The sequence below is a fragment of the Serratia sp. TSA_130.1 genome, from assembly GCF_052691795.1.
The window spans coordinates 44,214-57,072 of record NZ_JBQZFS010000010.1 but is presented as its reverse complement, the minus strand read 5'-3'; the positions used below and the strand labels follow the sequence as shown (position 1 = coordinate 57,072).

Here is a 12,859-nt window from a genome sequence, read left to right as displayed (position 1 = left end):
CCGCGGCGGGTTTTTTTACGTCTGCGAAAAGTTACAGGTTGATCGGCACTTCGAAGCTGACGCCGGCGCCCACGTCATCGGCGGTGCTGTGATCGTTGTCGGTGTACCACAGACTGGTGTCGAACTTAACTTGAGACGGGAAGGTGTAACCCCAGCCGAGCTGAATGCCCTTCAGCGTATCGGATTTCGGGAATGCCTGGTTGATGCTTTGGTTCAGTGGGTTCACCTTGGCGTAAACCACGCGGGTGCTCCAACGCTGGCTGTCGTCCAGCACCAGCTCGACGCGGCCGGACAGCATCTGGCCGTCGCCGCCCATCGCGTGGCCCAACGGGTAACCCTGTTGGTAGTAGCCGCCTTTGTAAGTGTAGTGAGTGTACACATAGTTTTTACGGCTCATATCCGAACGGGTGTCTGACCCTTCGATATACCAGTTGATGGTGGTCGGACCCCATTCCGGGTGACCTTCCAAACCGAGCAGATAGGTATTTTGCGACGGCAGATAGCCCGCTTCATCTTCGCCCACCAACTGACCGTACAGGCTGACCGGCAGGCCGATCAAAGGCTGCATTTTCAGCTTGAAGTCGAAACCGGCGAGCTGGTTGCCCGGATCGTTGCCTTTACCTGAATCATCGTTATCTTTACCGGTAAAGCCATCCCAGAACGAGCTCCATGACTGCGGACGGCCTTCACCACCCCACATCATGATGCGCGATGCCCCTAATTCCAGGAAGTCGGTCGGCATCATGGTGAAACGGCCACCGATCAGTTTGGTGTGCGGTACAGAACTGTACTGCGACAGCTGGCCGGCGGACAACTGGTATTGCCAGCGGCCGATCCACGACAGCCACGGCGTTTCAAACGGCGATTGGTCGGCGCGCTGCAGCATAAAGCCGGCGACCGGGCGCGCGGCATCGGAGCGGATCAGGCTGCCGTCGTAACCCGGGCCCCACCACTGGGAGACCTCGCCGAAGGAGAGCCATTGGTTCCAGATTTTCACCGCGCCGTAGGAGCCGTTCATATTGAATTTGGAGCCATCGCTGACGCGCTGGTCGCCTTCCACCGAGCCTTGCAGACGCACGTCCCAGAACTCGCCGTTGGCGCCGGCGCCGATGGTCAGGCGATCGTCGGCGTACTCGTTTTGGCCGAAGCCCTGCGGGGTGCCGGGTTTATCGGTCGAGGCGTAACCGCTGACGCGGATGTTGGCTTTCAGGGCGTCAACGCGGCGTTGCACGCGGTCGATGACGTTTTTCTCGGTATTGGTGACCGGTTTGGCCTGCGCGATAACGGAACTGATCTCTTCCTGACTCAGCGGCCAGGTGGACAGGCTGACGTTGATGACGCCGCGGTCAGACAACCAGGCGAGATCGTTACGCAGATCGTTGTCAGGGGCTACCAGGCCGGCGGCGTGGCCGGACAATGCACAGGTAAACAGGCCCGCAGCGACCAGTCCGTTAAGTTTAGCGCGCATAAAGAATTCCCTTGTTAATTCGAGGTTATTGGTTTTATGTAAAGATCTCTGTGACCCATGATAGTTGACATTTCGATTTGCTACAAATCTATAAGTCAGAAACATCTTATTATAACTTTATGAATTAAATGGGGTTTAAAGTGCTTTCGCGAAGGGCGTAATTTTTAGGACAATGCCTATATTGGCAAGCTTGAATCATATAAGCGGTATTCAGAGAGAGGTTTTATGGCAAAAACGTCGCGTTCGATAATGATAGCGAAAGGGCTGCAGCGAGTGCTGAACGTGGGCCTTCTGCTGTTGGCGGCAATTCTGGTGGTGTTTCTGGTCAAGGAAACCATCCATCTGGCGAAGGTGTTATTTATCAACAGCGAAGAGTCGTCTTCTTACCTGTTGATTGAAGGCATCGTGATTTATTTTCTGTACTTTGAATTTATCGCCTTGATCGTCAAGTATTTTGAGTCGGGTTATCATTTCCCGCTGCGCTATTTTATTTATATCGGCATTACCGCGATTATTCGTTTGATTATCGTGGATCACAAAAATCCCATCGACACCCTGATCTACGCGGCGGCGATATTGGTGCTGGTGGTGACGCTCTATCTGGCCAACACCGATCGCCTGAAACGGGAGTAGCGATAAAAATGGCGGCCAAAGGCCGCCAAAGACACAGGATATCATTACCCGTCGTCTTTCAAGCGACAGCGTTGTTGACTGCACTCGCTAACCCCAGTTACTTACTGAAGTAAGCGCCTGGGCTTAGCGAGCTGGTCGCCTGGCTGTAACTTGAAATCCATAGGGTAAAAGATAAGGAAAAACATCAAACGCACTGCAGTGGCACAAATTACCCCTTCACGCCGCCGGCCGTCAGGCCGCCCACCAACCAGCGCTGCGCCAGCAGGAACACGGCGGTAATCGGTATCGCCGACAGCACCGCGGCGGCGGCGAAATCGCCCCACAGGTAGTTCTGCGGGTTGAGATATTGCTGCATGCCCACCGCCAGCGTGTAGCTGTTTACATCGCGCAGCAGCAGCGACGCCACCGGCACCTCGGTGATGGCGGCGATAAACGACAGAATGAACACCACCGCCAGAATCGGCACCGACAGCGGCAGGAGCACCAGCCGGAACGCCTGCCACGGCGTGGCGCCGTCCAGCGCCGCCGCCTCTTCCAGCGAATTGTCGATGGTTTCGAAATAGCCCTTGATGGTCCAGACATGCAGCGCGATGCCGCCCATATAGGCGAAGATCACGCCGCCGTGGGTGTTGAGGCCGATAAACGGAATGTACTGGCCCAGGCGATCGAACAAGGCGTACAGCGCCACCAGCGACAGCACCGCTGGAAACATCTGGAAGATCAGCATGCTTTTCAGCAGCGTGCTCTTGCCGCGAAAACGCATGCGGGCGAAGGCGTAGGCGCAGGTGGTGGACAGCGTCACGATGCCGATGGCGGTGATCGCCGCGATCTTGACTGAGTTCCACAGCCACAGCAGCACCGGAAACGGCGGCGGCGTCACGCTGCCGTCGGCGTGGGTGACGCTGAAGCCGAGCGCCAGCCGCCAGTGATCCCAGGAGAGGGTTTCCGGTATCAGGCTGCCGGTGGCGAAGTTGCCGGCGCGCAGCGAGATGGCCACCACCATCAGCAGCGGGAACATGATCAGGGCGATAAAGCACAGCATCAAAATGTGGGTCATCCACAGGCGCAGGCGCTGGGATTTGGGTCGAACCATGGCCATCGTTATTCTCCCTAATCGAAGTTCATCTTGCTGGCTTTCAAATTCAGGATCGCCAGCGCGCCCACCAACAGGAAGATCAACGTGGCGATGGCGGCCGCCAGCCCGAAGTCTTGCCCGCCGCCGCCTTCGAAGGCGATGCGGTAGGTGTAGCTGACCAGCAGATCGGTATAGCCGGCCGGCGTGGTGGTGCCGATCATGTCCGGGCCGCCGTTGGTCAGCAGCTGGATCAGCACGAAGTTGTTAAAGTTGAAGGCGAAGCTGGCGATCATCAGCGGCGTCAGCGGCTTGATCAGCAGCGGGAAGGTGATGCGGAAGAAGTTTTGCCACGGGTTGGCGCCGTCCATCGCCGAGGCCTCGTACAGATCGTCCGGGATGGCCTTCAGCAGCCCCATGCACAGGATCATCATGTACGGGTAGCCGAGCCAGGTGTTGACGATCAGGATCATGCTCTTGGCGGTGAGCGGATCGCTGAACCAGGCCGGTTTGATGCCGAACAGGTGGCTGAGCATCATGTTGATCTCGCCGAAGCTCTGGTTGAACAAGCCTTTGAAGATCAGGATCGAGATGAACGACGGTACCGCATAGGGCAGGATCAGCAGCACGCGGTAGATAGCCTTGCCTTTCAGCGCCTCCCACTGCACCACGCAGGCAAGCACCATGCCGACCGCCACGGTAAGGATCACCGTCATCACCGAGAACACGAGGGTCCAGATGAAGATCGACACGAACGGTTTTTTGATGCCCTCGTCCTGCAGCACCCGCAGGAAGTTTTTCCAGCCGGTGGTGACGGTATAGCCTGGGCTCAGGGTTTCCTGCGCCCAGCCGCCGTCGGCGTTGATCGCCTGATAGAAGCCGATGTCGCCGTTCGGCCGGTAGCGCACCTGAGTCTGGTTATTGGTCAGCGTGCTGCCGTCTTTGTCCAGCGCATACAGCGGACGGGTGCCGGAGAACTGGCGCAGGGAGCTCATGCGCAATTCATCGCCGTCCGGCAGCTGCGCCACCAGTTGGCTCAGCGCCTGCCGGTTCTGGGTGATCACCCGCAGCGTGGCGGGTTCGCCCTGCGGCGCGGCGCTCTGGGCCGTCAATTTCAGGGGGAGCGGCGGCGTCGCGTCGAGGCGGAAAGGCCCGGAAATCAGCGGCTGCTCACTGTCCGGCGAGGTCAGCTGCAGGCGCCACTGCTGGTTTTCCGCCGGGTAGAGGCCGAAGGTGAACGTTTTGCCGCTTTGGAACTGACGCTGCATCAATACCGATTGCGCGCGCTCAAACGTCAGCTGGTTGGTGCTGCTGTAGTTGGTAAAGGCGATGGCGATGGTGCAGATCAGCGGGAACAGGACGAACAATCCCATGCCGGCGACGCCGGGATACACATAGCGCCAGGCGTAGGCGCGGCGGTTGGCGAAGACGTAAAGCCCGGCGCTGACCAGGATCAGCGTCAGGATGGCGAACAGGTATTCACCCTGTGCATACATCAACACAATCAGGTAGCAGGTCACCAGGCTGAACAGGCCGACCACCAGCCATTTCAGCGCGTCGCTTTGCCACCACTTCGATTTTTTACGCGCGGGCGTCCCGGCGTGAGCGAATTGCATAGGGCGTTCCTTTCTGTGAAGCAACGGCGGGGCGCCACGGCGCCCCGCACGACGACATTACTTGGTGATACGGGTCTGCACATCGTCCAACGCGGCTTTCACCGTTTGGCGGCCGCTGACGGCGTTGAGCACCGCGCTGCGTTCGGCGTACCAGAAAGCGCTCATCTGCGGAATGTTCGGCATGATCTCCCCGTTTTGCGAGTTCTGCATGGTGGCGGCGATCTTCGGATCTTTGGCCAGCGTTTCCTGGTAGGACTTCAGCGCCACCGCGCCCAGCGGTTTGTCTTTGTTGACGTCCGCCAGCCCTTCGTTGGTCAGCAGATAGTTCTCGAGGAACTCGGTCGCCAGTTCTTTATTCGGGCTGGCGGCGTTGATACCGGCGGTCAGCACGCCGACGAACGGTTTGGACGGTTTGCCTTTGAAGGTCGGTAGCAGCGTCACGCCGTAGTTGATTTTGCTCTGCTCGATGTTGTTCCAGGCCCACGGGCCGTTGATGGTCATCGCGGTCTGGCCTTTGTTGAACGCGGCTTCGGCGATCGAGTAATCGGTATCGGCGTTGATGTGTTTGTTTTTCACCAGATCGACGATGAACTGCAGGCCGGCCTGCGAACCGGCGTTGGCGACGCCGACATCCTTGATGTTGTATTTGCCGTTCTCATACTTGAAGGCATAACCGCCGTCGGCGGCGATGATAGGCCAGGTGAAGTAGGGTTCCTGCAGGTTCCACATGATGGCGCTTTTGCCGCTGGCGCGCAGCTGTTTGTCCAGCGCCGGGATCTCTTCCCAGGTCTTCGGCGGCTGTTTGACCAGGTCTTTATTGTAAATCAGCGACAGCGCTTCGACGGCGATCGGGTAGCCGATCAGCTTGCCGTCATAGCGCACGGCGTCCCAGGTGAACGGGAACAGCTTGTCCTGGAAGGCTTTGGACGGGTGGACTTCGGCCAGCAGGCCGGACTGCGCATAGCCGCCGAAGCGATCGTGGGCCCAGAGGATGATGTCTGGGCCGTCGCCGGTGGCGGCCACCTGCGGATATTTCTCTTCCAGCTTGTCGGGATGCTCGACGGTGACTTTGATGCCGGTGTCTTTTTCGAATTTCTTGCCGACTTCGGCCAGGCCGTTATAGCCCTTGTCGCCGTTGATCCAGATAACCAGTTTGCCTTCCTCTATCTTGGCGAAGGCGGAAGAAGAGAGCACCAGAGTAGCCAGTGCCGAGAGCGCCAGCGTACGGGCGAGGGTAATGCTGCGAGTCATAATCCAGTCCTTCTTTTTGTGGGCACATAAATCAAGGAGAGACGTTTCGCGATCATAGTGGGTCACAACGCGACATATTCTCATCCTCCCCCCCTCTACGCCCCTGAGATGAGGAGTGTGATCCAGTTAACGTTGCGCTCTATTCTGTGGCGTCAGGCACAAAATAGGGGGGCGATTTTTGCCGGCTTGATCACAGATTTGCCTTAAGTGCGGAACTTCTCATCGCCGCGGTCGTTCTCTCATCCTCCCGTCTCCTCCCCCATGAAAAATCCTGTTACGGATGATTACCCTTTCCGGCGACTCCCGCACTATCGGCCCATCGATTTTCAACGCCACGCGCAGCAGGGATACCGGATTTATGTCGTCAATGCCTATCGCCACTCAGCCCACCCTGTACCGGATTCATCCGGCCAGTTTCCGTGACGGAAACGGGGACGGCGTGGGCGACGCGCACGGCATGCTGGCGGCGCTGCCGTACCTGAAAGCGCTGTCGATCGACGGTCTGTTGCTGCCGCAGACGCTGGCGCCGGAGGCCGAAACGGCGGTGACGGGCGAAGGGCTGACGCTGTGGTATGTCGACGAAGCCCATCGCGTTCGCAATGCGGCCGCGCCGCAGCGGTTCGCCCACGGCGCATTGGCGCTGGACGTGATGCCGTTCAGCGCGGAGAAGCTGGTGGCGGTACTGCATGCCCGCCGCGCCTCGTTGGTGGACAGCCTGTGGAGCACCGGCGACGCCGATCAGCCTCGGGTGGTCAGCCGCTGGGGGCAGGGCGACCTGCGTTCCGGCGCCGCCTTTTTGACGCTGCTGGCGATGTTGCCGGCGCCGATCTGCCTGTACCAGGGCGAGGAGCTGGGGCTGCCGCACGCCGCCGGCCTGCAGGATCCGCGCGGCGCGCAAACGCCGATGCCGTGGCATGAAGCCCCCGAACAGGTCACCGCCGGGGAGATCAGCTGGTATCAGCAGGTGGCGATCGAACACCGCGCGTTGGCCATCAGTCGCCAACAGCACGACAGCCACTCCACCTTGCGTTACTGCCAGACGCTGCTGGCCCTGCGCCGTTCGCCGCTTTTCCAGCGCGGCGAGCTGAGCGCGGTCAGCCAGCGCGATGGCGTGGTGCGCTTACTTATTACCCATCAGGATCAATGCCTTGAAGCGCTGATAAACCTGCAGCCTTATACTCAGGCGGCCGCGCCGTCTGAGGCGACCTTGCCGTTGGCATGGCAGCACGGCGCGCAGCAAGAGGGTCATCAATGGGTTTTGGCGGGCTTTGCCTCCGCCATTTTCACACGACATGTTAACTGCGAAAGCAGGGGAGTAACGCATGGCTAGCGTGACACTGCGCAGCGTTTATAAGGCCTTCGGTGAGGCCGTGATTTCCAAAGACGTCAATCTGACCATCGAAGACGGCGAGTTTGTGGTGTTTGTCGGGCCGTCGGGCTGCGGCAAATCGACGCTGCTGCGCATGATCGCCGGGCTGGAGGACATCACCTCCGGCGACCTGCTGATCGGCGAGAAACGCATGAATGAAGTGCCGCCTTCCGAGCGCGGCATCGGCATGGTGTTCCAGTCTTACGCGCTGTATCCGCACCTGTCGGTGGCGGACAACATGTCGTTCGGCCTGAAGCTGGCCGGCGCCAAGAAAGCGGAAATCAATCAACGGGTGAACCAGGTTTCCGAGGTGCTGCAGTTGGCGCACCTGCTCGATCGGCGGCCGAAGGCGCTGTCCGGCGGGCAGCGTCAGCGCGTGGCGATCGGCCGCACGCTGGTGGCCGAGCCGGACGTGTTCCTACTCGACGAGCCGCTGTCCAACCTCGACGCCGCGCTGCGGGTGCAGATGCGCATTGAGATCTCCCGTCTGCACAAGCGCCTGCAGCGCACCATGATTTACGTCACCCATGATCAGGTCGAAGCGATGACGCTGGCCGACAAGATCGTGGTGCTCGACGCCGGTCGCGTGGCGCAGGTCGGCAAGCCGCTGGAGCTGTATCACTACCCGGCCAACCGCTTCGTCGCCGGGTTTATCGGCTCACCGAAGATGAACTTCCTGCCGGTCAAGGTCACCGCGGCGGAGCCGCGACAGGTGCAGGTCGAACTGCCCAACCGCCAGCTGGTCTGGCTGCCGGTGGAAGGCGCGGGTGTCCAACCCGGCGCCAACCTGTCATTGGGCATTCGCCCTGAACATCTGCTGCCCGGCGAAGCCTCTGAAGTGCGGCTTACCGGCGACGTGCAGGTGGTGGAGCAGCTCGGCAACGAGACGCAAATCCATATCCAAATCCCGGCCATCCGTCAAAACCTGGTGTACCGCCAGAATGACGTGGTGCTGGTAGAAGAAGGTGCCACATTCGCCATCGGCCTGCCGCCTCACCGCTGCCACCTGTTCCGTGAAGACGGTACGGCATGTAAACGGCTGCACCAGGAGCCGGGCGTTTAAAGCATCAAAGTCGGTATAACAGGAGAATAATGATGACTACTCTGCGCAAACTTCCTCTGGCACTGGCTGTCGCCGCCGGTGTTCTCTCTACTCAGGCGCTGGCCGTGGATTTCCACGGTTACGCCCGTTCCGGCATCGGTTGGACCGGCAGCGGCGGTGAGCAACAGTGCTTCAAGGCCACCGGCGCCGCGAGCAAATACCGTCTCGGCAACGAGTGCGAAACCTACGCCGAACTGAAACTGGGGCAGGAAGTGTGGAAAGAGGGCGACAAGAGCTTCTATTTCGACACCAACCTGGCCTATTCGGTCTCGCAGCGTTCTGACTGGGAAGACGTGACCCCGGGCTTCCGCGAAGTGAACGTGCAGGGTAAAAACCTGATCGAGTGGCTGCCGGGCTCCACGCTGTGGGCCGGTAAGCGTTTCTATCAGCGTCATGACGTTCACATGATCGACTTCTACTACTGGGATATCTCCGGCCCGGGCGCCGGTCTGGAAAACATCGATCTGGGCTTCGGCAAGCTGTCCGCCGCCGTGACCCGCAACTCGGAATCCGGCGGCTCTTACGGCTACCTGGATAACGAATGGAAACAGCGTCCGACCGTCAACGATACCTTCGACGTGCGCTTGGCCGGGCTGGAGCTGAACCCGGGCGGCACCCTGGAGCTGGGCGTGGACTACGGCCGAGCCAATGCGCAGGATAACTACCGCCTGGCCGACGGCGCCAGCAAAGACGGCTGGATGTTCACCGCCGAACACACGCAAAGCATCCTGAACGGTTACAACAAGTTCGTGCTGCAGTACGCCACCGACTCGATGACCTCGCAGAACAACGGCCGAAACGAAGGCGCCACCATCGATAACAACGGCAAGATGATCCGCGTGTTGGATCACGGCGCCATCGACTTCAACGATCAGTGGGCGCTGATGTACGTCGCCATGTTCCAGGACATTGACCGCGACAACAACAACGGCACCACCTGGTACACCGTGGGCGTGCGTCCGATGTACAAATGGACGCCGATCATGAGCACCCTGCTGGAAGCCGGCTACGACAACGTCAAATCTCAGCGCACCGGCGATCGCAACGGCCAGTATAAAGTGACCCTGGCGCAGCAATGGCAGGCGGGCAACAGCATTTGGTCGCGTCCGGCCATCCGCCTGTTCGCCACCTACGCCAAGTGGGACGAGAAGTGGGGCTACGCCACCGGCGATGACACCGGGTATAACGCCGGCACCGCTTACAACGACACCAGCATGCATACCTTCAGCCGCGGCAAGGATGACGAAGTCACCTTCGGCGCCCAGATGGAAATTTGGTGGTAACGACAGGACGGGGAGGGCCGCCGGCTCTCCCCCAACCGCATTCGCCGCGGCCCGATCTCTTGCCTGATCCGCCGCGGTGCTGAAAGAGGATATAACGATGAAAAAGAATCTGCTGTCACTCTGCCTGTCGCTGGCGCTGACCGTCGGCGCGCCTTTGGCGGCCAACGCCGATACGCCGGCCAACGTTTCCGTCGCCCCGGCCATCAGCGCCGCCACGCTGCAAAGCCTGCCGTGGCAGCCGCTGCAACCGCCGGTGTCGCAAGAAGTGAAGCTCGACGCCGTTAGCCCGCAGCTCAATCAGGGCGACATTCAGGGCGCGATCGCCGCCTATACGCTGCCGGCCGATCGCGGTTCGCTGGAAGTGACGCTGAGCAGCCTCGCCAAGAACAATTCGCTGTACGCGCCGAGCGTGCTGGTGCTGGACGAGCATCTACGCCCGGCGGCGTATTACCCGAGCAGCTATTTCCCTTACCAGCCGCCGGGGGCGATGTCCTCCGATCGCCTCGAAGGCACGTTGAAACTGACGCCGGCGCTCGGTCAAAAACAGATTTACCTGCTGGTGTACACCACCCGTCAGGATTTGGCGAAAACCACGCAGCTGACTAACCCGGCCAAGGCCTACGCACAGGGCGTGGGCAACGCAGTGCCGGATATCCCGGATCCGATCGCCGGCCACGCGACGACCGGCACGCTGAAGCTCAAGGTGACCGCGGAACAGGGCACCGGCAACGTGATGATCGGCATGCTGCAGCCTGCGCCGACCGTGGCGCCGGTGGTGGTGGGATCAACCGCACCGGCCACCGTGGCGGCGCCTGCACCGACGCCGGAGAAACCGGCGGAGCCGATGCTCAACGATACCGAAAGTTACTTCAATAACGGCATCAAGCAGGCGGTGAAGGCGGGCGATATCGACAAGGCGCTGAAACTGATGAATGAGGCCGAGAAACTGGGCTCGACCACTGCGCGTAAAACGTTTATCAGCAGCGTAAAAGGCAAGGGGTAACACCCGACGCTGCCGATGCTGGCTCGATGATTGGTGCGCCTTGGCGCACCTTTTTTCATCCGCGGGCCAGCGTTGCGCCGATCAATGCCAGCAGACGGGCGTTATCGACCTGCTGCATGATGCGCACCGGCTTGCCCTGCGGCGGCGGCATGCCGACCGTCAGGCGCAGGCTGTCCGGCCGCCAACGGCGTGAGCTGCCGCGCGTCAGCGCCCCTTCCAGCGCCACATCCACATGGAACATTTCGGTCGTGACCAGCTGCGGTGCCAGCAGCCAGGCGATCACCAGCGCATCATGGATCCAGCAGCCCGGCAGGCGCCGCGTATGGCGCGAATAATCGATCCACGGCTGCGTGGTGGCGCGCAAATAGCGGCACAGCGGCGTATCCGGCTGCGTCAACGCGGCCAGATCCGCCTGGGTCAGCATGGTCTGGGTGGTGACGTCCAGCGGCGCCAGCGTGATAGCGGCACCGCTGTTCAGTACCAGCCGCGCGGCTTCCGGATCCAGGCCGAAATTGGTGTCCTTGATGTATCCCTCGACGTTGAACACGCCGCCCATGATCACGATCTCTTTCACCGCCTGCGCCATCTGCGGGTACAGCTGCATGGCGTGCGCAACGTTGGTCAGCGGGCCGATCGCCGCCAGCGTTATCTCGCCGGGATGGCGGCAGATCAGCTCGCCGATGGCGATGGCGGCGTCCGGTGCGGGCGCGTGGGCGAGTGAGGGCGCAGGCAAGTCGCGCCACAGCGCCGCCAGCTTGGGATCGGCGATCGGCCTGTCCAGATGCGCGCGCCATGGCTCCGGCGGCTCGCTCAGGGCGCGCGCCGCGCCGAGGGCGACCGGCACCTGGTAGCCGCTTTGCGCCAGCAGCTCGCTGGCGACGGCGAAGCCCACTTCGCGCGGGGTGTTGCCGGCCACGATGCTGATCAGTTCCAGCTGCAGTTGCGGTTTGGCCGCCAGCGCCAGGGCCAGCGCCAGGCCGTCGTCGACGTTGGCACCGGGAACGCCGTTGCCGGGATCGCAATCAATGATCAAACGCATAGAAGGTGTCCTGAAAAACCGCTAACAGCCGCACGAGCGGCGGATGCGCAGTTGAAAAGCGAATTCATGCAGCTCGGCGGGCGCGGCGCCGGCGGCCAGCATGGCGATGGCCCGCTTGGCCATGGCGTCGATAGGCTGCTCGACCGCGCTGAGCGGCGGCACGCTGAATTCGGATTGCTGCGTGCCGTTAAAACAGATCAGCGCCAGATCGTCCGGCGCGCGCAACCCATGCTCCGCCAGCGCCGACAGGCAGCCGAGCGCCTGCTGCTCGTTGGAGGTGAAAACGGCGCGCGGGCGCGGGCCTTGCACCATGCGCTGGGTGGCCTGGTAGCCGCCCTGGCGGGTGTAAGGCGCCTCGAAAATCCACTCGTCGCGCGGCGCAATGCCCGCCTCCAGCAGCGCATCGCGCCAACCGTTCAGGCGATCCTGCGCGTTGAGCATGGTTAGCGGACCGATAAAAATGCCGATGTCGCGATAGCCGTGCTGCAGCAGATGGCGGGTCGCCTGGCAGGCGGCGTCGCGCTCGTCGACGCGGATGGCGCAGACGCCGGCCTGGCTGTCGATAGTGTCTATCATCACGCAGGGCGTGCCGGAGGCGCGGATCAGCTCGAACCACGGATGGCGATCGACGCTGGTGTACAGCAGGCCGTCGACCTGGCGACGCAGCAGGTTATTGATCAGCTCATACTCGCGCTGCCGGTCATCGCCGGCGTCGCCCAGCAGCAGCACGCGGCCGCGGCTGAAGGCCTCCTGCTGCAGCGCCCGCGCCAGCGTGGCGAAGAACGGGTTGGAAATATCCGGCACCACCAGCCCGTAGGTTTGCGTGCTGCCGGAGGCCAATGCCCGCGCGATGTCGTTCGGCCGGTAGCCGGTCTGCTCGATCGCCGCCAGCACGCGCAGCCGGGTGGCTTCCGCCACCGGGCGCGGGCCGTTGTTGATCACATAGCTGACCACGGCGACGGAGGTGCCCGCTACGCGGGCCACGTCGGCGCGGGTAACGCGTCGCGCGGAGTGATTATCCAA

The 12,859-nt window shown here is 61.4% G+C and carries 11 protein-coding genes; 5 read left to right on the top strand and 6 right to left on the bottom strand.

Annotation, left to right across the window (positions count from 1 at the left end; all coding sequences use genetic code 11):
* Positions 1-31 precede the first annotated feature (31 nt).
* Positions 32-1,468, bottom strand: coding sequence for a capsule assembly Wzi family protein (locus ACUTQY_RS23720; protein WP_046687899.1), 1,437 nt, complete (start codon positions 1,466-1,468; stop codon positions 32-34).
* A gap of 225 nt (positions 1,469-1,693) precedes the next feature.
* On the opposite strand from ACUTQY_RS23720, the gene psiE reads away from it, so the two are divergent.
* Positions 1,694-2,101, top strand: a complete 408-nt coding sequence (psiE, locus tag ACUTQY_RS23715; protein ID WP_015379238.1) for a phosphate-starvation-inducible protein PsiE — start codon at positions 1,694-1,696, stop codon at positions 2,099-2,101.
* 208 nt (positions 2,102-2,309) lie between these two features.
* On the opposite strand, the gene malG is transcribed toward psiE, so the two are convergent.
* The 3 genes from malG to malE are packed head-to-tail and all read right to left on the bottom strand — an operon-like array spanning position 2,310 to position 6,040.
* Positions 2,310-3,200: a maltose ABC transporter permease MalG gene (gene malG / locus ACUTQY_RS23710; RefSeq protein ID WP_046687898.1), complete on the bottom strand. Its 891-nt coding sequence runs from the start codon at positions 3,198-3,200 to the stop codon at positions 2,310-2,312.
* Positions 3,201-3,211: 11 nt separating this feature from the next.
* Positions 3,212-4,789, bottom strand: coding sequence for a maltose ABC transporter permease MalF (malF, locus tag ACUTQY_RS23705; RefSeq protein ID WP_046687897.1), 1,578 nt, complete (start codon positions 4,787-4,789; stop codon positions 3,212-3,214).
* 57 nt (positions 4,790-4,846) lie between these two features.
* Complete coding sequence (malE, locus tag ACUTQY_RS23700; protein WP_033651209.1) at positions 4,847-6,040, bottom strand: maltose/maltodextrin ABC transporter substrate-binding protein MalE; 1,194 nt, start codon at positions 6,038-6,040, stop codon at positions 4,847-4,849.
* Positions 6,041-6,398: 358 nt separating this feature from the next.
* On the opposite strand from malE, the gene ACUTQY_RS23695 reads away from it, so the two are divergent.
* From ACUTQY_RS23695 to malM, 4 genes are all read left to right on the top strand, one after another.
* Entirely contained in the window at positions 6,399-7,370 is a 972-nt protein-coding gene (locus ACUTQY_RS23695; RefSeq protein ID WP_046688550.1) for an alpha-amylase family glycosyl hydrolase, read from the top strand.
* Positions 7,363-8,472 carry a maltose/maltodextrin ABC transporter ATP-binding protein MalK gene (gene malK, locus ACUTQY_RS23690; RefSeq protein WP_016930284.1) on the top strand — a complete coding sequence of 370 codons (1,110 nt, stop codon included), beginning with the start codon at positions 7,363-7,365 and terminating at the stop codon, positions 8,470-8,472. Before ACUTQY_RS23695 ends, malK begins: the two co-directional genes overlap by 8 nt.
* Before the next feature lie 32 nt (positions 8,473-8,504).
* Complete coding sequence (locus tag ACUTQY_RS23685) at positions 8,505-9,794, top strand: maltoporin (RefSeq protein ID WP_025304461.1); 1,290 nt, start codon at positions 8,505-8,507, stop codon at positions 9,792-9,794.
* A gap of 97 nt (positions 9,795-9,891) precedes the next feature.
* Positions 9,892-10,797, top strand: coding sequence for a maltose operon protein MalM (gene malM, locus ACUTQY_RS23680; protein ID WP_033644398.1), 906 nt, complete (start codon positions 9,892-9,894; stop codon positions 10,795-10,797).
* A gap of 55 nt (positions 10,798-10,852) precedes the next feature.
* Here the strand turns inward: malM and ACUTQY_RS23675 are convergent, their stop codons facing one another.
* Both ACUTQY_RS23675 and ACUTQY_RS23670 read right to left on the bottom strand, forming a co-directional pair.
* Entirely contained in the window at positions 10,853-11,836 is a 984-nt protein-coding gene (locus ACUTQY_RS23675; protein WP_033651212.1) for a nucleoside hydrolase, read from the bottom strand.
* Between the two features lie 21 nt (positions 11,837-11,857).
* Positions 11,858-12,859 (bottom strand): LacI family DNA-binding transcriptional regulator, encoded by a 1,002-nt coding sequence (locus ACUTQY_RS23670; RefSeq protein WP_033644401.1) that lies wholly within the window; start codon positions 12,857-12,859, stop codon positions 11,858-11,860.